Source organism: Vibrio sp. Vb2131, assembly GCF_033338535.1.
In the GTDB taxonomy this organism is placed as follows: domain Bacteria; phylum Pseudomonadota; class Gammaproteobacteria; order Enterobacterales; family Vibrionaceae; genus Vibrio; species Vibrio alginolyticus.
Window position 1 is genome coordinate 146217 of sequence record NZ_JAWOSW010000004.1, and the last position, 25603, is coordinate 171819.

The window sequence follows — 25603 nt, forward strand, 5'->3', positions numbered from 1 at the left end:
TTGTTGCATTCGACTCATAATTAAGTGCTATATTTTTGTTTGAATATCACGGAATCCATTGCATAAAGCAGTTAGACTGGACGTTACCCTATCTAATCATGGCCTGTGAGCAGAAGTTCAACAAACTCATTCACTTTGGTCATCTTGTGGATTAATGGGTATAGCTATTTGATGCATTTGGTATTAATATTCCCGCCTTTTTGTAATGAGAGACACACCATGTCAGAAGCAACTAACAGCGAAAGCAAAAAAATCGATCTAGCCAGCATTTCTCCAGAGCTACGTAAAGTTATCGAATTTGACGAAGTTCCAGAGCAAATGTTCGAAATGGTTACCTCTATCCATGAAGTGTCTGAAGAAGCGGTACGTGAATCATGGGACGAAATGCCAGCAAGTGCACAGAACATTCTAGACAACTTTGAACAGTTTCATGCTCTAGTTTCTGTAGGCCAAGCATTCGCTGGTATTAATGTGATGGAAGAGTTTCCGACTCTTAATCTGCCAGAAAACATGACAGATGAAGATAAAGAAGAATACCGTGCTCAACTACTTGATAATGTGCTTCACAACTGTGTGAAAGACATGGTTAAGCAACTTAAGAAAGCACGTCGTGACCCACTTCTTAAGCGTGAATTCAAAGAAGTATTCGCGAAGTAATTCCGACATTCTTCTAGTAACAAAGGCCGCACTTTGCGGCCTTTTTTGATCATGAAGCGTAAATCAGTCTAAACGGTTAATGAGGCGCTAGTACCATATCTTTTTGTGTCACACTGACACCTTTAATTTGTGCAAAAACACGGCTACCAACTTTTAGGTTGAGATCATCAAGGGCCCACGGTGTGATCGTTGCCCACAAATAACATTTCTCGTCTAGCTTGAGTGATACATTAATACTCTGCTTGTCATCGGCTGCGTTAAACGCCTCGATGGAATCGACAATAGCAGGCAAAATATTTCGAATCGACGTCGCCTTGGGTTGCTCGAGCGTGATAGAAACGTCGTTGGCACGCACTTGCAAGCGTATTGGCGTGTCTGGTGTTCCGTCGATCTTTTGCACCCACAGGAATACATTAGGTGCAAGGCTGATACAAGTCAGTGCATAACGTTCATGATGTTCAGCAATCCGGCCTTCAAATAAGCTGCTTTGATCTGAGAAAGATTGCCATGGACGCATAGCATGAGAAGCCCACACTTCCTCAAGCTTACCTGAACTCGAAATTTTACCTTGGTCAATAATTGCAAGGTGCTGAGCAAGCCTTAAAATTTCCTGGAGACTGTGTGTGACATAGATAATAGGGATATTTACCTTCTCCGACAACTCCTCAAGAAAAGGCATTACCTCACGCTTTCTTGGCATATCGAGTGAGGCAAGTGGCTCATCCATCAAAAGCAAATTGGGTTTAGATAGCAATGCGCGCGCAATCGCAACACGTTGCTTTTCACCACCAGAAAGTGATACCGGAAAGCGCTTTAGTAACGGTTTGATAGACAAGAGTTCGGTGACTGCATCAAAATACTCGTCATCTTTTTCTTTAACGCCATATAACAAATTACCTTGAACCGAATAGTGAGGAAACAAACGTGAATCCTGAAACACATAACCAATACCACGCTTGTGCGTTGGTAGGTTGATTCCCTGTTCACTGTCAAACAAAACATGCTCACCAACCGCAACATACCCTTGCCTTGGAGTGACCAATCCGCTGATGATGTTAATCAACGTCGTTTTACCTGCACCAGATCGTCCAAACAAGGCACTAATTCCATTACAGGGTAACTTAAGTTTGATGTCGAAGTCAGTCTCACCAAGCATTTGTTTAAATTGGACTTTAATCGTCATTGCTTCGCACCCAATCTGCTTGCCGCTTTACGATTTAGCCATTCAGAGATCATTAATGTAGACAAGGCTAACGCGATAGAAATGATACACAGACGAGCCGCCTGCATTTCTGCACCTGGCGTTTCAATAAAGTTGTACATTGCCAGCGGAATCGTTTGGGTCTCACCCGGAATGTTAGAGACGAAACTGATCGTCGCCCCGAATTCGCCAAGACTACGAGCAAATGACAGCATCGTGCCCGTAATAATTCCGGGAATGGTCAGTGGTAACGTGATGGTGAGAAACACTTTTAAAGGAGAAGCGCCTAACGTAGAGGCTGCGTGCTCCAATTTAGGGTCGACGCTATCTAAGCTTAAGCGTACTGAACGAACCATCAAAGGCAAAGCCACGACAATACAAGCGACTACTGCCCCTTTCCAATTAAAGCTAAATACTACCCCTAAGTTTTCATAGAGCCACTTTCCAAGGACCCCTTGTCGTCCTAAAGAAATCAACAATAAATAGCCGATTACCACTGGCGGCAATACCAGTGGTAAATGAATTAAGCTATCGAGAATCGATTTACCAAAGAACGTTTTTCGAGAAAGTAGCCAAGCAAGAAAAACGCCGAGAGGAATCAGCCAAAGTACTGCGTACGCGCCTACTTTGAGGCTTAACATTAAGGCTTGGTATTCCAGTTCTGTCACGCTTCGTTCCTATAATTGAAGGCCGGTTTATTGCTGAAAGCCATATTGAGCAAAAACGCGTGCGGCTTCGTCCGATTTTAGGTATTGGAAGAACTGCTCCGACTCAGTAGAATCATTCACAATTGCAGCCGGGTACACAATAGCCGCATGCGTATCACTCGCAAATTCGCCGACAATTTTGACTTTATCAGTTAACTGAGCATCGGTTTTGTAGACCACACCTAAAGGCGCTTCTCCACGTTCAACCAACGCCAAAGCTAAGCGCACATTCTTTGCTGGTGCGACGTGAGTTTGAACCGCTTTCCATACACCCAGTGTAGTCAATGACTCTTTCGCGTACATACCAGCAGGTACTGACGTCGGATTGCCTAAAGCAAGACGATTTCCATGCAATGCCTTCTCCCATGCCTTTGCATCAGAAAAGTTAAATGAGGTTAATTCTGAAGACTGGGGAGCAATCAACACTAAGCTATTGCGCACTAGATTTGTGACATTGTCACGAAAAATGACGTCTTTATCGACCAAATAATCCATCCATTTCGTGTTCGCAGAAATGAATACATCCGCTGGTGCGCCATTGATAATTTGTCGAGCGATAGAAGAAGAACCACCATAAACGGGAGTGATAGAAACGTCATACTTTTCTTCAAAGTTTTGCGCGATCTCGTTAATCGCATTCGTCATAGAAGAGGCTGCATACACTTTTAGGTTCGTTGCTGCGTTTGCTGAAAATGAAATGCTTAATACTGCCGCAAGGCAAGCATGCTGTTTCCATGCTTTCATAGAGATACTCCAATACAAGGCAAGCGAAAGAACAGGTTATTTGAATATAAAGTTCAATCAGTTAATGTGCTATTTAAACAAAAAATCAAGGCGCATATGTTGTTCTATCGCATCTGCGATGCGATTAATGCCTTGCTCCTTTAACTCTTCAAAGTCTTGTTGTTTGATTTGGGTGCCGTTTACCCATTCTGATACCAGGCTTAAGACATCTGCCTCGTCAAAGAACCCGTGAAGGTAGGTTCCCATGATTTGGCCACACTCGCTGATCGCCCCCTCCGCTTCACCGGAACTGAATGTAAGAGGTTGCAGGCCCCGTACTTCACTTCGCCCTACGTGGATTTCATAACCCTTTACATTGGCTGTTTTGCCGTTAAGAGAAAGCTGTGCTTGTGTGTTTGTAAGCTGTTTGCTGTTAGTTAGCGTCGTAGTGATATCAAGCAACCCAAGTCCTTCGCTTTGACCTGGTTGGCCTTCGACGCCGTTTGGATCATCAATCAAGTTTCCAAGCATCTGGTAGCCGCCACAGATACCAATCACTTTTCCACCAAGACGAATATGACGCAAGATATCGTTATCCCACCCTTGGCTTCTTAGATACTCCAGATCGTCTCTCACTGATTTGGTCCCAGGCAAAATAACCAGGTCGGCTTTATCTATTTTTTCGCCTTTACCTACATAACGTAGATTGATGTCTGGATTCAATCGCAGCACATCAAAATCAGTATGATTACTAATCCGGGTTAAAACAGGCACAACAACATTCAGTTTTACCTCAGAGTGCAACTCTTGCTGCGCAGTGATCGCGTCTTCTGCTTCTAAATTCAAACCATGGAGAAAAGGAAGTACACCAAGTACAGGTTTACCTGTTTTTTCTTCTAGCCAATCGAGGCCCGATTGCAATAAACGAATATCACCTCGAAAACGGTTGATAACAAATCCTTTTACTTGCGCTTGTTCAGATTCAGAAAGTAGCGCAAGTGTTCCGTACAAATGTGCAAACACTCCACCACGATCAATATCAGCAACAATGATCACTGGTACATCAGCGGCCTCAGCAAAACCCATGTTTGCAATATCGCCTTCTCGTAAATTGATTTCAGCAGGACTCCCCGCGCCCTCGATAATGATCGAATCAAATTCTTGAGTCAGACGAGAGAAGGAATCTAACACCGTGTCCATCGCCACTTTCTTGTAATCATGAAAGCCAGCCGCATCCATATTGGAAATCGCCTTACCCTGCAAAATGATCTGAGCACCTGTATCACTGTTAGGTTTAATTAAAACCGGATTCATATGTACAGTTGGCTCAATATTACACGCCTGTGCCTGAACGGCCTGTGCTCGACCTATTTCACCGCCATCTTTGGTAACCGCACTATTTAGTGCCATGTTTTGTGGCTTAAATGGGGCAACATTTATCCCTTTTCGTGCTAATACACGGCATAAACCTGCCACAAGGACACTTTTTCCGGCATCCGAAGTGGTGCCTTGAACCATTAAAGATGGGATCGCTGATTTCATGAATGTTTCTAAGGAATAGAGGAAGATGAACAATCATAACGTCATCGTCCCCACTTACTCAAGCAAATGAATAGAATATGAATGTTGAAATCATCATTGGTTCAAACAAGCCCTGTTTTAATGACCCCATCAAAACAAACCGATGAGGATGTAACATGAAAAAGAATACAATTATCGCAACAATCGCCGCCTTAGCTATTGCTCCTTCTATCGCGTTCGCGAAAGATAACGCTCAAAACCAATCAAACTTGCAGTTTAACGGTCCTGTCACTGTGGAAAAATTGGATGCCTTGCTAAACGACTCCAATATGTTTACTGAAAAAGATGTGGTCGTTGAAGGTAACTTATTGCGTCAAGTTCGCGCGGATAAGTTTGTCTTTAGCGATGGTTCCGGTGAAGTGATGGTCGAACTCGATGACGATATTCAGCTAAATACTCCGATTGATCACACGACTAAAGTCCGTCTGTTTGGCGAATTTGAAGGCGGGAACAAACCAGAGATTGAAGTCGAACAACTCGTGGTCATGTAAAACAAACCCCGATTGCTGTGCATATCAACATGATGTAGTGACGATTACAGCTAAATAGTGACGGCAAGCACTTAAAATGATAGCTTTATCAATCTTGGTCTGCTTTTTGCAGACCATTTTTTTGTTCATTTTAATCATCTTGCCCGGAGACACCATGCTAGGTAAAGCTCTAAAGGTTGCAGCCTTTGGTTTGTGTGCTATTTTGCCACTTTCCGCACACGCAAATAATTTCAACTACAACACGATGGAATTTCGCATGGGCACTAGCCCTGGTACATTTGGTGGCGAGTTCAATACCTACTTTACAGAGAATACCCATTTCATTGCTCGCGCAGACAGTGAATTCAGCGGAGACTGGGACATTGCTGGTGGTATAGGCTTTAATGGGCCAGCAGGCCAATTTGCAGATATTTATGGCCAAATGTTGGTACACAACATTAAAGAGAACGGCAGTGATAAAGTGGGCGACGAGTGGCGCACGGAAGTGAATATTGGCACTCGTATTTGGTTTATGCAAAATGTTGAGCTACATGGCCGTATCGGCCAAATCATAGATAATGACGATTCGAACACCATTTACAATCTGGGCGCACGATTCCACTCAACTCAGCAACTATCGCTTGGTGCAGATTTCAAAAATAATGGTGTCTATGGCCAGCAAATTGTAATGTCTGCTCGTTTTGCATTTTAGTGGACATGACTATGACTACCAGGGCATCACAAGCAAGCATATGATTCAATAAAAATGGCCTCCAATTTTGGAGGCCATTTTTTGTTAATCACGAATCATTAGCTTGTAGCAGAAACTAGCTGTAATACATCAGTTTTTAGCGGTTTTTTTAGGTTTATCTTGCACATATTTTTTCGATACATCTACAACGGCGATATCTCTAAAAAAGCTTCGACCAAGCAAAATTGGAAACGTCATATGTCCGCGATCCGCTAACGTAAACTCTGTCTTTTCTTTGTGATCCCCAACGGTAATGTAGGCTTTTACCACCGCTCGTTTATCCACCTCTTCTGACGAAGACTGCTTAACTTTAGCCCAGCGCTCAACGGGTACTTTAAATTCTTTGGTGTCTTTGTCACCTAAATCTATCTTAAATTTAACCCAGTCTTTACCATCACGCTCAAACGGAACAATGTCAGTCGCACTAATTGATGATGTTGTCGCACCTGTATCGACTCTAGCCTTGAAAGTCTGGTCAATTTCAGGAACATAAACCCATTCTTCAGAACCAAGAATTAACATGCCATCGGGTGTTTTTGTGACCTTGACTGGCTTCTTAGGCTTTGGTTCCGGCTTTTTCTCTGGTTTCGCTTCTGGTTTGGGCTCCACCTCTGGCTTTGGATCTACATCAGGTTTCACTTCTGGCTCGACTTTAACGGGCTCTTCGACCTTTGGCGACTCTGGCTCAACAGGTTCCTGCGTCGTTTGAGTTGACGTACAAGCAATTAAACTGCCGCTCATCATAAGCGGCAGAATCAGTTTCCAGTTTTTCATCCACACTCCAATTAAGCTTGAGATACTTTCTTAATTGCGTCCGCTACGTATGGAATATGAGTTTCGGTAAGTCCGGCAATGTTAATTCGACCATCGCCAACACCATAAATGCCATAATCTTCACGCAGTTGCGCCATTTGGTTTCCACTAAAGCCTAGCACAGTAAACATGCCTTTGTGACCCTCAATGAAATCAAATTGATCTGTATTATGGTTGTTTCTCAACTCGTTACACAAACTTTGACGAAGGCTAACCAAACGATGTTGCATTTCACTCAATTCTTGCTTCCAAACGGAAGTGAGATTGTCATCTTGCAGAATGGTCTTAACTAAAGCTGCACCATGGTCGGGTGGCATCGTGTAAGTCGAGCGAGCTAGAGTGAGGAGTTTACCTTTTGCATTGGTTACATCATGCATGTTCTTACCAACCACAATCGCTGCACCAGTTCGTTCACGGTACAGACCAAAGTTCTTCGAACATGAAGTAGTAATCAACATCTCTTCAACGTTATCTGCCATAAAACGAAGGCCTTTTGCGTCTTCTTCTAGGCCATCACCGAAGCCTTGGTAAGCAATGTCCACAAATGGGATGAAACCGTTCTTCTGCGACAATTCTGTAATGGCTTGCCAAGCAGAGAAGTCAATATCCGCACCAGTTGGGTTGTGGCAACAACCATGAAGAAGTACCACATCTGAAGGCCCAGCTTTCGCAAGAGCATCCATCATTTTTTCGGTGTCTACTTGTTTCGTTTCCGAAGAGAAATAGTGGTAGAACTTAACTTTAAGGCCTGCTGCTTCCATCACTGGCTTGTGGTTTACGTAGCTTGGGTTGGAAATCCAAACCGTCGTATCTGGCTGTGCGATCTTCATTAGATCACCGAGCATACGCAGCGCACCACTTGCACCTGGCGTTTGAATAGCTGCAACACGATCCATTGCAGGCGTTCCCGTCAGTAGCAAATCGATCATGCTTTTATTAAATTCTTCGCAACCTGCAAGACCAACATAAGACTTGGTTTTTTGAGTTTCAACAACGACATCCTGCGCCATTTGAATGGCTTTCATAATCGGCGTTTCGCCTGCGCTGTTTTTGTATACGCCAATGCCAAGGTCAACCTTGTTTGGACGTTCATCGTTACGGTATGCAACGGATAGAGATAAAATAGGATCTAATACGGGAGTTGGGAGATTAGAAAACATGAAAGTCATAACCCTTTGAAATTCAAGTACCGAACCTCACGTTAACACCATCGCAAAAAATGACGAAATGATTTTTCACTTATTTCATCAATTAGAGAACAAAATTCTGGATTGCGGTGAGTTTTGTGCGCTCTATCGTTCAGAAAAAGAACGATTCACTCCTCGTTGTACCAATCCACTCTACCGTTTTTTCTAAACTCTCTTGGTGTCATGGTCGACCACGCTTTAAAACGTGTACTAAAGTTAGCGCTGGTCGGATATCCGACTATTTCTCCAACATGCTGAATTGGCCATTCTGTTGAACGAAGTAACCTAGCAGCATATTCCATGCGCATACGCGTTAAATGTGCCATTGGGCTTCGACCAAACTGCTTTTGAGTCAGTCGATGCAAATGAGGCTCCGAACATGGATATAGAGCCGCCACCTGCTCAACGCTCCAATCCTTATGGAGCTGACGTTGGACAAGGTCAAATACACGCCGAAGCCTCAATTGGCTGCGTGATATCGACTCTGAGGGCGGCATGTTTAACATCAGCTCTAACTGAGCCACACTATGCTCACCTACCGCACCACCATAATCGATTGGAAGGTTAATGCTGCGTAGTAACGTTTGGATACATGCATACATCACTTCAGGTGTAGATGAAAGCTGGTAGCGAACATCGCATTCTAATATCGGCCACTCTCTATCAGGAGCAAGAAAAAGCCACGCGATCTGCCAAGGTTCTTCTTCTATACCAAAACCGTTTTCAACACCTGCGGGTACTGTAATCAACGAGCCCGGTTCCAAATCGTATCGATAAGTCCCACTCTCTAGCCACCCTTTACCACGCACCGTATAGAGCAGCATGTGTTTCTTTTGGTTTTTACGATAAACAGTGAAGAAGTCACGACAAGTGGCAATGCCGCACTGCACAATGCCTCTCTCCTCAAGTGCTAATACTCGACTGTGATCAATAAACTCTTGATAAGTTTTTTCTGAAATCGCGTAGCGTTCTTGTTTATCTTCCATGATTTATTGGCTCACATGTGCGTTAGTAGAGAGTTTTACAAAGGTTTTGGATTCCTTTGAAAAATACAGCGCCAAATCATGAGGATAAACTACTCGCATTAATCTTTAAGGAGAAATGCGATGCTCTTAACACGCGAATACATCGATAAAGCATTTTGGCAAAAGCTGATTACGATTGGCCTACCTGTTTCACTTCAGTCCATGCTTTTTGCTTTGCTCGGCGTCGTGGATATTTTCATGGTAAGCCTACTCGGAGAATCTGCAACGGCAGCAGTTGGAGTTGGAAATCGTATCTTTTTCTTCAACCTAGCGGTTGTCTTTGGCCTGTGCGGTGCAGTTACCGTACTTGCTTCTCAATACTACGGCTCAGGAAACCTAGCCGGAATTCGCAGAACGTTGGCGCAATCTTGGTTTATTTCCATTTTGGTGACGCTGCCGTTTATCGTTCTTTATGCGATTTTTGATGAAGAGATCGTCTCTTTTATGTCAGACGATCCTGAATACGTCACTTATGCACGTGATTATCTTGTGGTTACGGGCTTTAGCCTCATTGCTACGGCGATAGTAGTACCGATTGAAGCGGTATTGCGCTCCGTGGGCCAAACCAAACTGGCAACCAACGTTAGTATCTCCGCCATTGTCGTTAACGTCGCGCTTAATTATGTTTTGATTTTTGGTTTATTTGGTTTCCCTCAATGGGGCGTATTTGGTGCAGCCGTAGGTAGTTTTGTTTCTCGATTTTTCCAAACCGCCGTCTTGATTTATTTTTTCTACAAACGATATGCTTACCTAATTCCGACTAAGTTCGATTGGGTACAAGGCCGCTTAAAACAGTATCGAAAAAAGTACTTTAAGGTTTCTTTACCCATGTTGGTCCACGATGCACTTTGGACTGGTGGATTGATCGTTTACAGCATCATCTATGGTCAATTGGGCGTTTCAGAACTGGCGATCATCTCATTCTTATCACCGATTGAAGGGGTACTGATTTCAACCTTTATGGGATTTGCGGTCGCTGCATCCGTTCTTCTTGGGAATGATATTGGTGCAAAACATTATGACCGAGTCGAGAAAACGGCGTGGTGGTATGTGTTAACCAGCGCAATCTTAGCCACCTTGCTGTTTTTCCTAGTGTGGTTGAGCTCGCCCATGATTCATCACCTATTGGTACTGAGCCCGTTAACCGATGCAGACATGGCACTTAACGTATGTTTAGTCATGGCGCTAGGTATGATTTTGAGGGTGTTTAACATGGTTGGGATTGGCGGCGTACTAAAGAGTGGCGCTGATATTCGCTATAGCATTTTCATCGACACGTTCGGTCAGTGGGCTATTGGCATCCCCCTTACTTATTACGCAGGCATGGTGTTAGGGCTGCCTTTGCATTTTGTCTTGATGTCTCTGCTCGCGGAAGAGTTAGTGAAAGGCGTACTGACGACTTACCGTATTCAATCTAAACGTTGGATAAATAATATGATTGAAGATGACCAATCGGTGACAGCGTAACCAAAAAGACATTAACGAACTCACACCAAAAGGGCTCACCCGTTATGCACGCGTGAGCCCTTTTTATGTGCGGAGAGTGCTTGATTAGATGTCCGTAAAGCGATGAATGATTTGGTTTGAACTGCCACGCCATTCGAGATTGAGGTCTTTCTTGTCTTGTTCAAACTTACCATCAATCAAAACATCGATGTATTGCACCACTTCCCTTTGCGCGTCATTCAGTTCCGTCAGCGTGTAGCCAGTCCAAACCCAAATGTCTTTACCTGGGCACTCCTCTCTCACCCTTTTCACTATCTTCAAAATATGAGGCACATTAGCAGGGTGAAGCGGATCTCCACCCGACAACGACAAGCCACGGCGTTTGATACGCGTGTCGTTTAAGTCAGCGATGATTTTGTCTTCCGCTTCTTGCGTGAAAAGTACACCAGAATCCAAACGTTGCGTCGACTGGTTATAACAGCCACGGCACTGATGCACACAACCCGACACAAACAGCGTGCAGCGCGTACCCGGTCCGTTAACAACGTCAATTGGATAGTATTGGTGGTAATTCATAATGCGTCTCTGTGTTATCGAGAAAGAGAAAATCAACCTGTTTAAAGTTGATTTTCAAAGTGTAAAACGAGTGGTAGTTAACCTTACAGGTGTTTAACTCGGCGCTTCACTTCTTCTTGCTTACCGAAGTTAAACGGGCGTGCATCTGGGCTGCCTAGATAGCCACAAACTCGACGTGTTACTGATACTTTAGTTGAGTCATGGTTACCACAGCTTGGGCAAGTGAAGCCTTTACTTGTACAGTCAAACTCGCCGTTGTAGCCACACTCGTAGCACTCATCAATTGGCGTGTTTGTACCGTAGTAAGGCACTCGGGTGTAACTGTAGTCCCATACGTTTTCTAGTGCTTCAACGTTACGTTGCATGTTCGGGAACTCGCCGTAGCAGATAAAGCCGCCGCTTGAGATTTCTGGGTAAGGCATCTCAAAGTCGATCTTGTCGTACGGGTTCACCTTCTTCTCAACATCTAGGTGGAAGCTGTTGGTGTAGTAACCTTTGTCTGTTACGCCTTCAATTACACCGAACTCTTTCGCATCGATTCGGCAGAAACGGCTACATAGGTTTTCACTTGGCGTTGCATATAAGCTGAAGCCATAACCTGTTTCGTCAGCCCATTGATTCACAGCATCTTTTAGATGCTTGATGATAGCGACCGCTTTTTCACGCAAAACAGCGTCATCATAAACGTGCGCTTCTGTACCGAATAGCGCGTTAATTGTCTCGTGTACACCGATGTAACCAAGAGAAATAGACGCACGACCGTTCTTGAAGATATCTGCGATTGAGTCGTCTGCTTTCAAGCGAACACCACATGCGCCTTCCATGTATAGGATTGGGGCCACGCGTGCTTTCACGTTTTCAAGGCGAGAGATACGTGTCTCTAGTGCTTTACGAGCAAGGCGTAGGCGGTCATTTAGAAGCTCGTAGAATTTCTCTTCGCTTCCGTTTGCACGGATAGCGATACGAGGAAGGTTCAAGCTCACGACGCCAAGGTTGTTACGACCTTCGTGAATCAGCTCACCGTTTTCTTCGTAAGTACCAAGGAAGCTACGGCAACCCATTGGCGTTTTGAATGAACCGGTTACTTCCACTACTTTGTCGTAGTTAAGAATGTCTGGGTACATACGCTTAGACGCACACTCAAGCGCAAGTTGCTTGATGTCGTAGTTTGGATCTTCTGATTTGTGGTTCAAACCATCTTTGATGCCGAATACAAGTTTAGGGAATACCGCTGTTTTACGGTTCTTGCCTAGACCTGCAATACGGTTCTTCAGAATCGATTTCTGGATCAGGCGGGATGCCCAGCTTGTACCAAGACCAAAACCGAACGTAACGAATGGGGTTTGACCGTTCGCTGTATGCAGCGTGTTTACTTCGTATTCTAGAGATTGAAATGCGTCGTAACACTCTTTCTCAGTGCGCGCTTTTGCGAACTCTTCTGGCTCAGCAATGTTCCACTCTTTTGCAATCTCTAGGTGTTTCTCGTAGCTTGTGATTACGTACGGTTCTAGAACCTCATCAATACGGTTGATGGTTGTACCGCCGTAAATGTGGCTCGCGACTTGAGCAATGATTTGTGCTGTTACCGCTGTTGCAGTCGAAATTGATTTTGGCGTATCAATCTCAGCGTTACCCATTTTAAAACCATGCGTCAGCATGCCTTTAAGATCGATAAGCATACAGTTAAACATTGGGAAGAACGGTGCGTAGTCTAAATCGTGGTAGTGAATGTCACCCACTTCGTGCGCTTGAACCACATCGCGAGGAAGAATGTGCGTCTTCGCGTAGTGTTTCGCTACGATACCAGCCAACAAGTCACGTTGAGTCGGAATTACTTTGCCGTCTTTGTTCGCGTTCTCGTTGATTAGATCCAGATTACTTTCTTCAATCAAACCTTCGATTTCGCGAGTTAGTGCACTTTGCTTCTCACGAGCGATGTCGCGATCGTGGCGATATTCAATGTAAGAACGCGCTAGGGCTTTGTAAGGACCTTGCATGAGTTCATTTTCGACTAAGTCTTGAATCTCATGGATGTGAACTTCATCGTGTTCTCTTAACTGTAACTCGACAGCAAGAGCCACATTAAGAGCATAAATAGCGACATCTTTATCTTTGTTTTCCGCTGCTGCTTCAACTGCTGCTTGGATACGATCCCTGTTGAACGGAGCTCTTGATCCGTCGCGTTTGATTACGATTGGTTTCACCTTGTTCTCCTTACCCGAGCATACTCACAGAGTTATCCACAAACACACTATATGGGGTTATTTTTTATTCTAGCAACACAATATATTGTGGCTTATTTAACGAGAAGCACCACTCGAAAACATTGATTTTGATCAATAAAGATTGGCTAGCGAACAAGAAGAAATCGATCTTATTGGCGTTGATCTCAGTTGCGAAGAAAACCATGAAAATTGCAAAATTGGTACTAAATCTACTTGCTATTTTTGGAGGTCTTGTAGGATAAAGGATGGAAAGGAATACGCTAAAAGATAGGAGTGCAACAGGCCAAAATGCGATCACTTTTTGTTACGTTAATATTACTTTTTAGTTCTCTTTCATTTGCTCAAAACTCCATCAATCTAACCAGTTGGAACATAGAATGGTTATCTATAGATGGTGGAAAAGTGTCGAGAACACCACAAGATTTTGAAAAACTGACCCACTATGTGGATAAAACACAAGCCGACATTCTTGCTTTTCAAGAAGTCGAAAGTGCTGCTGCCATCCAAAAAGCCGTTGGCAATGACTTCACTATTTATCTTTCCGATCGTTCAAACGCCTCCAACCGACACCTTCAGTTTAACGACACCAACCAATACACAGGCTTTGCCGTGCGCAATGGCGTAAGCGTATTAGACAAGCCAGACTTCTCTATCACACGAGGCAACATCAAGCTGCGCTTCGCGAGCTACCTTGTTTTAAATCCAAACCAAGAAAACGAGACTCACCTACTCTCTGTACATCTGAAAGCGGGTTGCAGTGGCGCGTATCGTAATAACCGCGATTGTAAGATAGTGAAACAACAAGGACAGGCACTAGCTAAGTGGATAAAGGCGCGCGAGGACAACAAACAACATTATGTCGTGCTTGGCGACTTTAACCACAACTTGGGTTATCAAGGAGATTGGTTGTGGGACGTGATATCGGACAATACTAGTGCAAAGCTAGTGACTAAAGACACTAAAGCAGAATGTAAAGTGCGCTCTAATCGTAATCCGAATAAAACCCACCAATTCCGCTTGGTGATAGACCACATCATTGCGAGTGGTGATTTAAAGGCGTCGTCTGGTGTTCAAACCGTTTTCAAAACACAAGATGTACTCGACTATAAACTGAGTGACCATTGCCCGGTTTCTACGACACTCACTTTTTAGCGTTTAAGTTCTCTGTTAACGTTGAGATACTCTTTTTTGCGTTGAAGAACTCTTTAGCCACGAACCATTCTTTTAGCGGTGAATGACCCAACCAACATTGCCGCTATAAAGAGCAGAACTTGTGTGTTGCCAGTAATAAGGCTGGCAACCGCAGGACCAGGACACACACCCAGTAAGCCCCAACCAATACCAAACAGTACAGCACCACCGACTAACTTTTTGTCTATCGCTTTAGAAGTTGGGCATACAATCTCATCACCAAACACAGATTCGCTTCTTGGCTTTATTAATAAAAGATAAGCTGGAACGAACACCGCAAGTGCTCCGCCCATTACGAAGGCTAAGCTTGGATCCCATGCCCCAGTAATATCGAGAAAGCCAATCACTTTTGCCGGTTCAGCCATACCAGAGACCACCATACCAATACCAAAGAGCACACCAGAAAATGCAACAACGGACATTTGCTTAATACTTTTCATTACGTGAGTTTTCATAACGACACTATTCCTCACGATACTAGCAAGACGGTTAACATGGCTGTGGCCATAAAAGTACACGTCGCGACCACAGAACGGATTGAGAAACGCCCTATTCCACAAATGCCATGGCCACTAGTACAACCATTGCCGATACGCGTACCAACACCGACTAACAAGCCAGCAACGATAACTAAAATAAGAGAACCGCTGTACTGATCTGGTACATGCCCGCCAAGAACATAAACAGCAAACAAGCCACCTAATACCATCGCAATTAAAAAAACAATTCGCCAAACGCGGTCTGCGCTCTCAACGGCACCGTTTAAGATCCCACTGATCCCAGCAGTCTTGCCAGTAAATAGCATCAGTGTTATCGCTGATACGCCAACTATTATGCCGCCCAAAAGCGACATCCAAGGAACTTCAAACATAGCAACCGCCAAACTAATTACTTACAGAAAACTTGCTTAAAGGCCTCAACCAGCGGACCAACTCTTTCATCAGAAATTGAATAAAATACCTGCTGAGAAACCTTTCTAGCTTTAATGATGTCGTGCTTTCTCAATACGGTGAGATGTTGTGAAAAAGCAGATTGGCTTAATGATGAACCTTCAAACAGTTCACCGACCCCTTTCTCGCCTTCAATCAGCTTACACATCACGATTAGGCGCTCTGGATGAGCCATAATTTTAAGCAGCTCACTCGCTTCGGTCGCACTTTGTAGCATACTGTCGCCCATTCTTATGCCTCTTCATTACTACATTACATTTTATTAGATATTACTAATTAATATTATTAAGTCAATGCTAATGTAGATTAAATAATATTAGACTAAGCTAATTTATTTAAGTAAGGTGTAGGCGTTTTCGATCATTCAGCAGGAGAAATCCATGAGCAAAATCGTGATTATTGGTGGGGTTGCTGGCGGTGCATCTGCAGCAGCTCGCGCTCGTCGTCTTAGTGAAGACGCAGAAATCATTATGTTTGAACGCGGTCCATTTGTGTCATTTGCAAACTGTGGCTTACCCTATCACATTGGTGGCGATATCCAAGAGCGCAGCAAACTGCTTCTTCAAACGCCTGAGAGCTTTCTAGCGCGTTTCAATGTTGATGTCCGTGTGATGAACGAAGTGGTTTCTATTAACCGTCAAGACAAAACGGTTACGGTTAACAATTTGCTTGATGGCTCGGAATACCAAGAGAGCTACGACTTTCTTCTACTTAGCCCTGGCGCAGGTCCAGTTGTGCCGCCTATTCCGGGTATTGATAACCCGTTAACACACTCGCTGCGCAATATTCCAGATATGGATCGCATCATTAAAACGATCGAAACCAACAAAGTTGAACACGCTACGGTCGTTGGTGGTGGTTTTATCGGTTTGGAAATGATGGAAGCCTTCCACCATCTAGGCATAAAAACCACATTAGTTGAAATGGCGGATCAAGTGATGACGCCCGTTGACCGTGAAATGGCTGGCTTCGCACATGCTGAAATTCGTGAGAAAGGCATCGACCTTAAACTTGGCGTCGCACTTGAGTCTGTGAAATTCGTACCTAACGAGCACGTGGCAAGTTTCGACTCTGGTGAGAGCGAAAAACACCAACATCTAGAAGGTGAATTGGAATTAACACTAAACAACGGTGAAAGACTCACCACCGATATTTTGATTATGGCAATTGGTGTTCGCCCCGAGACCAAATTAGCAAAAGAAGCTGGCTTAGAAATCGGCGCTCTTGGTGGTATTTATATCAATGAATACATGCAAACCAGCGATCCTTCGATCTACGCTGTCGGCGACGCGGTAGAAGAGAAAGACTTTGTGACTGGCGAGCAAACTCTAGTGCCACTTGCGGGCCCGGCAAACCGCCAAGGCCGAATGGCAGCAAACAACATGCTTGGCCGCCAAGAAACTTACCAAGGTACGCAAGGCACGGCGATCTGTAAGATTTTTGATTTAGCCGTCGCTTCTACTGGTAAAAACGAGAAACAGCTGAAACGTGAAAACATCGCTTATGAAAAAGTGTATGTGCATACAGCAAGTCACGCGAGTTACTACCCAGGTGCAGAAACCGTGTCATTCAAAATGCTGTTTGATCCAGTAACAGGTAAAATATTAGGTGCGCAAGCAGTAGGTAAAGACGGTGTTGATAAACGTATCGACGTAATGGCAGTTGCTCAGCGTGCTGGTATGACGGTAGAGCAACTGCAACACCTCGAGCTAACTTACGCGCCACCTTATGGCTCTGCTAAAGATGTAATTAACCAAGCGGCGTTTGTGGCAAATAACATCATCAAAGGCGATGCGACCGCGATTCATTATGATGAAATGGATTCACTGACAGAAGACCAACTGTTACTTGATGTTCGTAATCCTGGTGAATTGGAGTCCGTTGGTTATCTTGAAGGTGCAATTAATATTCCTGTCGATCAACTACGTCGTCGCATGCACGAACTTCCTAAAGACAAAGAGATCGTGATTTACTGTCAAGTTGGGTTACGCGGTAACGTAGCATACCGTCAGCTGGTCAACAATGGTTACAAAGCCCGCAACTTGATTGGTGGATACAGAACTCTCAAATTTGCTCGCTTATAACTTGATAATAAAAAAGAGAAAACCACGTGCTTGGTTTTCTCTTTTTTTGCAGGAAAGAAAGCGTAGATCATTCACCTTCAATTGCCAAACGGACTGCTGCTTGAGCATGGATAGAAGTGGTATCAAGTAGTGTAACCTCGGTGTGACTTTGGTTTACAAGTAAGGCAATTTCAGTGCACCCGAGAATCACAGCTTCAGCTCCGTGCTCTTTTAGTTTTTCAATAATTTGCAAGTATATCGTCCTTGACTCCTCTTTGATTTCACCTTGGCATAACTCTTTATAAATAATGTTATGTACTTTAGAGCGGTCGTCTTGATCGGGAATGACGACATCAAGCCCATAACGGTCGGAAAGCCTTCCTTTATAAAAGTCTTGCTCCATTGTGAATTGAGTACCAAGGAGTCCGACCTTTTGAACCCCTTTCTCACGAAGTAACTCAGCAGTCGCGTCTGCGATATGTAGTATGGGGATATTAATACTGGCTTCAATTTGAGGCGCAACTTTGTGCATTGTGTTAGTACAAATAAGAATGAAGTCAGCGCCCCCTTTTTCTATTGAAGATGCAGCATCAGATAGAATGCTTGCCGTTTCTTCCCATTTACCTTGATGTTGAAGTTTCTCTATCTCCGAAAAATTCACGCTATACATACAAATTTTTGCGGAATTTAAGCCGCCTAACGCCTCTTTGACTCCTTCGTTGATCAATTTGTAATAACTAAGCGTCGACTCCCAGCTCATACCACCTAGAAGACCGATAGTTTTCATATAACTCTCCAATCGTTATACACCACCGTGCCAGGGGTGTTTTTACAAAAAAAATCAGCCACTTAAATAAGTAGCATTCAAGCGTCCTCACTATTGAGCATTGGGTAACACGAAAATAAAATCATTCCCACAAGGACCGCTACGCGATTCTCATATATCCTCGCAATATCGTTACTGCATTTCCAGAAAGCTTAACGTGCTCAGTGCTTAACAACTCTGTATGGACGACCCCACTTCTCTCGGAGGCTTGGAAGCCTTTCAGTTGCTTTTTGTTGAGCTCTTTAGCCCAGTAAACACATAAAGCGCAATGTGCAGAGCCTGTAACTGGATCCTCATTAACACCTACCCAAGGCGCGAAGTATCGAGAGACAAAATCGGCGTCAGTACTTGATTGAGCAGTGATGACGACGCCACGGCCCTTTTGTTTAAGCAGCGCACCAAAATCAGGGTCGAGCTGTTCAAGCACAAATTCATCATTAATGACGATCAACTGCTTATTATCAAACTGACCGTAGGCGACTACATTGGCGGCATCTAGCCCCAAGCCATGAAGTAAGTCTTTGTTAATACTCGCTCTCATATCTAAAGTTGGCGCAGGAAACACCAAATGAATTTCTTCATGATCGAGTTGTGCAGTTAAAACCCCAGATAGCGTAACGAACTCAATCGTATCTCCAGTATTATATAACCCCTGCTCTTTCAGAACGTGCGCCGTTGCAAGTGTGCCGTGTCCACACAAAGCAACTTCCGTCCTCGGTGTAAACCAACGAAGTTGCATTGTATTGAGTGACAGAAATGCCGTTTCAGATAACGACATCTCGGCCGCGATGGCCAACATCGTTTCCTCATCAAGGCTTGACTCTGTGATACAAACACCCGCGGGATTACCTTTGAAAACCTCTGATGTAAACGAGTCAACCTGAAAAATTTTAACTTCCACGAAATATCCTTAAGTTCTATCAAACACGTAATTCTGTATCACGTGATTTTTAATATCTGTTGTTTGAGCGAAAAAAACCTATGAAATTTTCTACCAACCTTATAGGTCTTGTTGGAAGCGCTAACAAACAGGAGAATGTAGTTAATTATGCAAAACGTAAAAAGCCATCATCAATGTGACTCAATTGGATATCTTATCGGAGTTTTCGGCGTTTCTTTAGTTCTAATATGGATTGGTATTTATAAATTCACACCTACAGAGGCCAAGCTTATACAACCGCTCGTTGAAAATCATTTTCTGATGAGTTGGTTGTATGATGTGATGTCAGTTCAAGCCGTATCAAACATCATTGGCGCAACAGAAATCATTGTCGCTATTGGATTAATCGTTGGCCTTAAAAACACACGAGTCGCTTATTTTTCTGGCATAGCCGCCGCAATTATTTTTCTTGCGACACTCAGCTTTCTAATTACGACACCGAATACATGGAAAGTGTCTGATGGGGTTTTGGTGACAAACTTCTTTTTAGTAAAAGATATTCTATTTTTAGCTATTGCGATTAGCGTCATCGAACGAAACAAGCCAAACAGAGAATAACTCTAAATAGTTCGAAATCTTGTTTTTCCAGAACGTAGCCTGAAAGGTGCAAACGACTTACAAGTCGAATGGTTCTGTCAATAACTCTAAACAAAGGCTCTTAAATTTAGAGTGTTTAAGAGTCTTTGCCTCTTAATTATGCGAAACAACATCCTAGCGTAAAGTGAAAAGAAAAGCCTTTCACTCTACTGCTAAGGTTTATTGATACTTTGCCGAAGTAATGAACTCACCGAATGTCTCGCACCATACAACAACCGTATTGTATTCAGAAATTGAAGTGCTTTGAGGAACCTCAACAACGAAGTTATCGAACGTTTTGACATCACCAATTAAGCTCATCTCAGATTTAAGGTCATTAAACTCTTGTTCCGTTTCAACAAACTTAGGAGATAGATAGAGTTTATAGTCTGGTCCGGGAGCGAGTTTTCCTACCAACGTAATGACTTCAGAACTCAAATGAATTTCTCCCTCTCCCCAATGAAAAGCATCGCTACCTTTGAGTTCCCTCTTAAACACTGCGCTGTATTCTGCACCTTGCTTGCTCTTAGCAACTTGTTCATCGGTCGGCGCAGGTGGTGCAATAAGGATCGGTAAAGTATAGATACCTATCGCAATGCCAATAGAAACTGCCACTAAGTGACTGATTGTTAATTTAATTATATTTTTCAAGGTCATAAGCATCTTCTTATTAGTTTTACTACTTGAAATTAGATTCAAATCGGCCTTATCTGTCTATTATCGAGCAGCATAATGTCATTAACATTATACACAAGCTATGCGCACTAAATGCAGACTGAGCGCAATTAAAAACGGCTGATAATTAATATCAGCCGTTTGCTTATCGGAAATGTCGTTGTGCCGGTTTGCTCACTATTCCGCTTCCACCAAAGCGATCTTATCGGATGTCGATTTTTCCAATTTTATCGCAATAAACTTAGAGGTTGGCGTAAACGTTCTATCCCCATAACTGTCCAAAGGAACTAATGGGTTTGTTTCTGGATAGTAAGCCGCCGCCTGACCTGCTGGTACATCATAGGCAACAAGCGTAAATCCGCTCACACGGCGCTCAACGCCATCTTCCCACAATGACACCATGTCCACTTTGTCGCCCGGTTCAAAACCGAGTTTACGAATATCCGCTTCATTGATAAACAGCACTTCGCGCATACCAAATACTCCACGATAACGGTCATTCAAGCCGTAAAGTGTCGTATTGTATTGGTCGTGTGAGCGCATGGTTTGCAAGATCAAATCTGGCTTTTGGCCTTTTTCGAGTATCGCTTCGCTGATCAACTGTTTCGGCAACTCGCTAGAGCTGAACTGTGCTTTGCCGCTTGGTGTATTCCATCGACGCTCGGCAGCTGGGTTTACCAAGTGGAATCCACCCGGGTGTTTAAGCTTATGGTTAAAGTCGGTAAAGCCCGGAATCGTGTCGGCAATCAAATCGCGAATACGGTCGTAATCTTCAATCGCCCACAACCAATCAATTGGTTTTGCCCCGAGTGTCGCATTGGCAATACCGGCAATAATCGCTGGTTCTGAACGCAAATGCTCCGAACGCGGTTTTAGCTGACCAAATGAGATATGTACCATGCTGAAGGTATCTTCAACCGTCACGCCTTGTGGGCCAGTCGCTTGCTGATCAATCTCAGTACGGCCTAAGCATGGAAGAATAAGCGCATCTTTACCTGTGACAAGGTGAGAACGATTTAACTTCGTCGAAATGTGTACGGTTAAATTACAGTTTCGCATCGCGTTGTGCGTACGTTCTGTGTCTGGCGTTGCTTGTGCAAAGTTACCGCCCAAACCGATAAATACTTTCGCTTGCCCTTCTTCCATCGCTTTAATGGCTTGCACAGTGTTGTGGCCTTCACCACGCGGGACGTCAAAGTTAAATCGACTTTCAATGCGATCCAACAACAGACCTGAAGGTTTTTCATCAATGCCCATCGTACGGTCGCCCTGAACGTTACTATGACCACGCACTGGTGAAAGACCCGCGCCCGGCTTACCAACGTTACCTCGTAACATTTGCACGTTTGCGACTTCTTTAATGGTTGGTACAGAGTGACGATGCTGAGTCAACCCCATCGCCCAACACATGATCACACGTTCTGCACGTCGATACATGCTCGCTACCATCTCGATTTCACTTAAATCAAGACCCGATTGTTCCGCGATGTGTTCCCAAGAGGTTGCGTCCACTTCAGCCAAATACTCATCAATACCTATCGTGTGCTGCTTGATGAATTCACGGTCAAATACCGCTTTGCCACCGTTTTGCAATGCCTCGCGCTCCCATTGCAACAAGAATTTCGCGATGCCACGAAACACTGCCATGTCTCCACCTAAAGCAGGACGCAGGTACGCCGTGTTTGTAGGCTCTGAGCCGTTACTCAACATCTCAATCGGCATTTGTGGGTTTTGGAAACGCTCTAATCCGCGCTCTTTCAGCGGGTTTAGACAGATAACCTGTGCACCACGTTTTACCGCTTCGCGCAGAGGTTCCAGCATTCGTGGGTGATTCGTGCCTGGGTTTTGACCAATCACGAAAATCGCATCAGCTTCTTCAAAATCATCAAAGATCACCGTGCCCTTACCAACACCAATGGTGTCTTTCATCCCGATTGCACTGGCTTCGTGACACATGTTGGAACAATCTGGGAAGTTGTTGGTACCGAATGCGCGGACAAATAGCTGATACAAAAACGCCGCTTCGTTGCTTGCACGACCAGAGGTATAAAACTCCGCTTGGTGCGGTGAATCCAATTGGTTGAGATGTTTAGCCACAAGAGAAAAAGCCTCATCCCAAGAGACAGGCACATAGTGATCAGATTCGGCATCGTATCGCATTGGGTGCGTGATACGGCCTTGGTATTCCAACCAGTAATCGGTTTGCGTTGAGAGAGAAGAAACGCTGTGATTGGCAAAAAACTCAGGATCAACCAGACGATTGGTCGCCTCCCAGTTTACTGCTTTCGCGCCATTCTCACAGAAATTGACTTTACCGCTATCTGGCGACTCACCCCATGCACATCCCGGACAATCGAAACCGCCATTTTGGTTGGTTTTGAGCATAGTGCGAATGTTTTTAACTGCATTTTCACTGCCCCACCAACTTCTGGTTACGGCTTTCAGTGCACCCCAACCACCAGCTGGACCTTTGTATGCTTTTATTTGTTCTTTTTGGCTCACGACTTTACTCCTCGCAGATATACCAGCAAGCAGGGTGCCCGTGAAAACAAGCGCGTTATTTATTGAGATAATGCGGAAGTATTGAAGGGCTTAGTTTCTAATCCATGTATTTTTTAATCCAAATAAGTAACCACTCAACACGCTCTCGCTTGTCCGAGCGTTTACTTATCTAGATTCTTGATATCGGATACCCGCCTACTGTTTCTAAGACTGGTAGATTCAATTCGCATTGCTGCGTCTTGATCTAAATCAAAGATTAAGTCGATATTCAATATGCGTCCAATTGATAATCCTGACCGAGTGATAAACAAAATCTATGACGAATTTTTCCACTGACGGTTATCACATTTTTAATCAATACAATTTATGAGGTTAATCGTTTTCCCATTCGATTCCACCTAGTTCGATTAACGAACTCAATAAAATCGGCACTCTTGATAATAGATAATATCTATCACACTATAGATACTTTAAATTTGACCCTAATTAATATCAGGAATAGCCTTGATTCAGATCAATTTTGAGTGTGGTTTTATTCTTGACTTGGTTTTGGTTTTCCATTCCCTAGTTAAAACGCTCCAGCGCTTAAAAAGTACGGTAGTGCTGTGCCCTTTTTAGGGAGTTCCCCCGTACATGTGACTCACAACGCAAGGTTAACAAGCCATTATGGATATCAAACAACTTAAATATCTCATCGCACTTGAACAGACCAAACACTTTGGTCAAGCCGCCGCATTGTGCCACATTACGCAGCCTACCTTGTCCATGAGGATCCGAAGCTTAGAGGAAGAACTCGATCTCGAATTAATCCAAAGAAGTCAACGATTTGAAGGATTTACAGAAGCCGGAGAACGCATTTTAGCTTGGGCAAAAACCGTCTTAGCAGCTCATGATGGATTGCAAGCTGAAGCCGCCAACTGCCGTGGTCAGTTGGTCGGCTCTCTTCGGCTTGGAATGGTGCCACTCGCCAGCCAAAACCCGATGCAATTTCTCAAACCATTAGCTCACCAGTTCCCTGAGTTACGCTTTCAAATACTCTCCATGACGACCGAACAGATCATAGACCAACTCAATCGCAATCAACTAGATTTGGGGATGTGTTATGTCGATCAAGTTAACACCGCTTACTTCGATGTTATCGAGCTCGACTCGACCAAACTTGGCGTTTTATTCGATGAGCGTCATTTTGATTTTGCCGAATCTGAAGTGTTGTTGGAGTCACTCAATAACATTCCGCTAGGGCTGCTTTCGAAGGGTATGCACTATCGCCACTCAATTGATCTTAGCTTTGTGAGTAAAGGGCTAGTTCCGCAAACCGTCATTGAAAGTAACTCCACCTTTCACTTGATCCAAGCAGTAACCAGTGGCCTTTGTTGCGCCATTATGCCGCTGAACTGTGGATTGGAAGAGTTGAACGATACGCTTCGCATTATCCCTATCGAAGAAGCCGCCGTTCACGCGCCGCTAGGTTTGTTAAAGCGAAAACAAGAACCCTTCTCCGCGCTAACCGATCAGTGCTTCGCAGAAGCGAAGAACATATTCAATCGATAACAACAACCCACACGTCAATTTTTGGCATACATAACGGCTTATGAGGTGATTTCATGAGATGTACTACTCAATCTTATTTTGAACTGTCCGATTTCAATCAAGCACCACCTCAACCAAGTGCGTTCAATTACCGAGAATTGATTGATGGCCGCCCAGTGCAACAAATGTCGCTGGCGAGTGAATCCGCCTTAGCTATCAGCTACAACGGCATTAGCCAAGCGGTCATGATGGTGACGCCAGGCCATCTGGAAGACTTCGTAAAAGGATTTAGCCTAAGCACAGGCATCGTCCACGACTTCAAAGAGATCAAAGACATTGAAGTTGGTGGCGATCACGAATCTCACTATGCGGAAGTGGAAATCAGCAACCGCGCTTTCTGGGCGTTAAAAACACAACGCCGGAATCTTGCCGGCACAACTGGATGCGGCATTTGTGGTGTCGAGGCTCTGGAACAAGCTTTGCCTGATTTAGCACCGCTAACACCGTCTCTTCCTCCGCGCTCCGATGTATTTGAAGGGCTGCGAGACAAAGTCGCACTGCATCAAGAAGCCGCACGTGAATCTGGCGCGTTACACGCCGCCTTATTTGCAGATTTACAAGGCAACATCAAGTTGTGCCGAGAGGACATCGGCCGTCACAACGCGCTAGATAAGTTGATTGGCGCATTGGCCAACAATCACATCGAACCTCAAAGTGGCTTCGCAATAATGACAAGCCGTTGCAGCTTAGAGTTGATCCACAAAGCCGTTCGCGCGCGTATCCCCACTCTGGTTTGCTTATCTGCACCTACAGCGTTAACTGTCGAATGGGCAAGAAGAAACCATTTGAACCTAATTCACTTGCCAAAACACAGCTCGCCGCGTCTATACAGCCCTGCACCTTAACACGTCAACCTAGCCGAATTCCTAATATTTCTAACAGAGACCTCTGGGTCTCTGTTGTTTGCTTCTCGTTCCCAATTGATACT

25 protein-coding genes are annotated in these 25603 nt (G+C 44.2%); 9 read left to right on the forward strand and 16 right to left on the reverse strand.

The annotated features are described in order from the left end of the window. The first annotated feature begins 219 nt into the window (after positions 1-219). Positions 220-657: a DUF3069 domain-containing protein gene (locus tag R7E38_RS06505; protein ID WP_005376232.1), complete on the forward strand. Its 438-nt coding sequence runs from the start codon at positions 220-222 to the stop codon at positions 655-657. A 76-nt stretch (positions 658-733) separates the two neighbouring features. Here R7E38_RS06505 and modC read toward each other — a convergent pair whose 3' ends face one another. The 4 genes from modC to R7E38_RS06525 form a co-directional block, all read right to left on the reverse strand. Continuing rightward, positions 734-1840: a molybdenum ABC transporter ATP-binding protein ModC gene (gene modC, locus R7E38_RS06510; RefSeq protein ID WP_226083005.1), complete on the reverse strand. Its 1107-nt coding sequence runs from the start codon at positions 1838-1840 to the stop codon at positions 734-736. Then, positions 1837-2526 (reverse strand): molybdate ABC transporter permease subunit, encoded by a 690-nt coding sequence (gene modB / locus R7E38_RS06515; RefSeq protein WP_054575444.1) that lies wholly within the window; start codon positions 2524-2526, stop codon positions 1837-1839. Before modB ends, modC begins: the two co-directional genes overlap by 4 nt. 27 nt (positions 2527-2553) lie before the next feature. Further along, positions 2554-3309 (reverse strand): molybdate ABC transporter substrate-binding protein, encoded by a 756-nt coding sequence (gene modA / locus R7E38_RS06520; protein WP_017634622.1) that lies wholly within the window; start codon positions 3307-3309, stop codon positions 2554-2556. Between the two features lie 69 nt (positions 3310-3378). Further along, a complete protein-coding gene (locus R7E38_RS06525; RefSeq protein WP_226083006.1) occupies positions 3379-4830 on the reverse strand; it encodes a cobyric acid synthase in 1452 nt (483 codons plus the stop codon). Between the two features lie 155 nt (positions 4831-4985). Between R7E38_RS06525 and R7E38_RS06530 the strand changes: the two genes are divergently transcribed. Together R7E38_RS06530 and R7E38_RS06535 are read left to right on the forward strand one after the other, a co-directional pair. Further along, a complete protein-coding gene (locus R7E38_RS06530) occupies positions 4986-5360 on the forward strand; it encodes a YgiW/YdeI family stress tolerance OB fold protein (RefSeq protein ID WP_005376220.1) in 375 nt (124 codons plus the stop codon). Between the two features lie 154 nt (positions 5361-5514). Then, entirely contained in the window at positions 5515-6051 is a 537-nt protein-coding gene (locus R7E38_RS06535; RefSeq protein ID WP_017634623.1) for a hypothetical protein, read from the forward strand. Positions 6052-6180: 129 nt separating this feature from the next. On the opposite strand, the gene R7E38_RS06540 is transcribed toward R7E38_RS06535, so the two are convergent. The 3 genes from R7E38_RS06540 to R7E38_RS06550 all read right to left on the reverse strand — a co-directional run bounded on the left by R7E38_RS06540 (position 6181) and on the right by R7E38_RS06550 (position 9076). Continuing rightward, positions 6181-6864 carry an ATP-dependent zinc protease gene (locus tag R7E38_RS06540; protein ID WP_005388032.1) on the reverse strand — a complete coding sequence of 228 codons (684 nt, stop codon included), beginning with the start codon at positions 6862-6864 and terminating at the stop codon, positions 6181-6183. A gap of 11 nt (positions 6865-6875) precedes the next feature. Then, complete coding sequence (locus R7E38_RS06545; protein ID WP_226083007.1) at positions 6876-8063, reverse strand: aromatic amino acid transaminase; 1188 nt, start codon at positions 8061-8063, stop codon at positions 6876-6878. A 155-nt stretch (positions 8064-8218) separates the two neighbouring features. Beyond that, the gene (locus R7E38_RS06550) at positions 8219-9076 is read right to left on the reverse strand and encodes an AraC family transcriptional regulator (RefSeq protein ID WP_318081710.1); all 858 of its coding nucleotides are present in this window, start codon (positions 9074-9076) and stop codon (positions 8219-8221) included. Between the two features lie 120 nt (positions 9077-9196). Between R7E38_RS06550 and R7E38_RS06555 the strand changes: the two genes are divergently transcribed. Then, positions 9197-10582, forward strand: a complete 1386-nt coding sequence (locus tag R7E38_RS06555; RefSeq protein ID WP_226083009.1) for an MATE family efflux transporter — start codon at positions 9197-9199, stop codon at positions 10580-10582. Positions 10583-10666: 84 nt separating this feature from the next. Here the strand turns inward: R7E38_RS06555 and nrdG are convergent, their stop codons facing one another. Together nrdG and nrdD are read right to left on the reverse strand one after the other, a co-directional pair. Beyond that, positions 10667-11137 (reverse strand): anaerobic ribonucleoside-triphosphate reductase-activating protein, encoded by a 471-nt coding sequence (gene nrdG / locus R7E38_RS06560; RefSeq protein ID WP_005376213.1) that lies wholly within the window; start codon positions 11135-11137, stop codon positions 10667-10669. An 83-nt stretch (positions 11138-11220) separates the two neighbouring features. After that, on the reverse strand, positions 11221-13341 hold the full coding sequence (nrdD, locus tag R7E38_RS06565; RefSeq protein ID WP_005388026.1) for an anaerobic ribonucleoside-triphosphate reductase: 2121 nt from the start codon (positions 13339-13341) through the stop codon (positions 11221-11223). 309 nt (positions 13342-13650) lie between these two features. Between nrdD and R7E38_RS06570 the strand changes: the two genes are divergently transcribed. Next, positions 13651-14514, forward strand: coding sequence for an endonuclease/exonuclease/phosphatase family protein (locus R7E38_RS06570; RefSeq protein WP_226083011.1), 864 nt, complete (start codon positions 13651-13653; stop codon positions 14512-14514). 53 nt (positions 14515-14567) lie between these two features. Here R7E38_RS06570 and R7E38_RS06575 read toward each other — a convergent pair whose 3' ends face one another. From R7E38_RS06575 to R7E38_RS06585, 3 genes are read right to left on the reverse strand one after another with little or no spacing between them, the layout of a single operon-like run. Next, complete coding sequence (locus tag R7E38_RS06575; protein ID WP_054700899.1) at positions 14568-15008, reverse strand: YeeE/YedE family protein; 441 nt, start codon at positions 15006-15008, stop codon at positions 14568-14570. 14 nt (positions 15009-15022) lie between these two features. Further along, positions 15023-15436: a YeeE/YedE family protein gene (locus R7E38_RS06580; protein WP_372036149.1), complete on the reverse strand. Its 414-nt coding sequence runs from the start codon at positions 15434-15436 to the stop codon at positions 15023-15025. Between the two features lie 5 nt (positions 15437-15441). Then, on the reverse strand, positions 15442-15732 hold the full coding sequence (locus tag R7E38_RS06585) for an ArsR/SmtB family transcription factor (RefSeq protein ID WP_005376206.1): 291 nt from the start codon (positions 15730-15732) through the stop codon (positions 15442-15444). Between the two features lie 151 nt (positions 15733-15883). Between R7E38_RS06585 and R7E38_RS06590 the strand changes: the two genes are divergently transcribed. After that, positions 15884-17587, forward strand: coding sequence for an FAD-dependent oxidoreductase (locus R7E38_RS06590; protein WP_226083013.1), 1704 nt, complete (start codon positions 15884-15886; stop codon positions 17585-17587). Between the two features lie 67 nt (positions 17588-17654). On the opposite strand, the gene R7E38_RS06595 is transcribed toward R7E38_RS06590, so the two are convergent. Next, the gene (locus tag R7E38_RS06595) at positions 17655-18353 is read right to left on the reverse strand and encodes an aspartate/glutamate racemase family protein (RefSeq protein WP_017820174.1); all 699 of its coding nucleotides are present in this window, start codon (positions 18351-18353) and stop codon (positions 17655-17657) included. 139 nt (positions 18354-18492) lie between these two features. Beyond that, positions 18493-19293, reverse strand: coding sequence for a PhzF family phenazine biosynthesis protein (locus R7E38_RS06600; protein ID WP_017634635.1), 801 nt, complete (start codon positions 19291-19293; stop codon positions 18493-18495). Positions 19294-19440: 147 nt separating this feature from the next. On the opposite strand from R7E38_RS06600, the gene R7E38_RS06605 reads away from it, so the two are divergent. Beyond that, a complete protein-coding gene (locus R7E38_RS06605) occupies positions 19441-19890 on the forward strand; it encodes a YkgB family protein (RefSeq protein WP_005376100.1) in 450 nt (149 codons plus the stop codon). Between the two features lie 198 nt (positions 19891-20088). Here the strand turns inward: R7E38_RS06605 and R7E38_RS06610 are convergent, their stop codons facing one another. Then, positions 20089-20565 carry a DM13 domain-containing protein gene (locus tag R7E38_RS06610; RefSeq protein ID WP_005376099.1) on the reverse strand — a complete coding sequence of 159 codons (477 nt, stop codon included), beginning with the start codon at positions 20563-20565 and terminating at the stop codon, positions 20089-20091. A gap of 195 nt (positions 20566-20760) precedes the next feature. Continuing rightward, positions 20761-23085 (reverse strand): FdhF/YdeP family oxidoreductase, encoded by a 2325-nt coding sequence (locus tag R7E38_RS06615; RefSeq protein ID WP_226083015.1) that lies wholly within the window; start codon positions 23083-23085, stop codon positions 20761-20763. A gap of 666 nt (positions 23086-23751) precedes the next feature. Here R7E38_RS06615 and R7E38_RS06620 point away from each other — a divergent pair. Further along, positions 23752-24636, forward strand: coding sequence for a LysR family transcriptional regulator (locus R7E38_RS06620; protein WP_042520947.1), 885 nt, complete (start codon positions 23752-23754; stop codon positions 24634-24636). A 53-nt stretch (positions 24637-24689) separates the two neighbouring features. Beyond that, the gene (gene fdhD, locus R7E38_RS06625) at positions 24690-25520 is read left to right on the forward strand and encodes a formate dehydrogenase accessory sulfurtransferase FdhD (protein WP_042520949.1); all 831 of its coding nucleotides are present in this window, start codon (positions 24690-24692) and stop codon (positions 25518-25520) included. Positions 25521-25603: the final 83 nt, after the last annotated feature.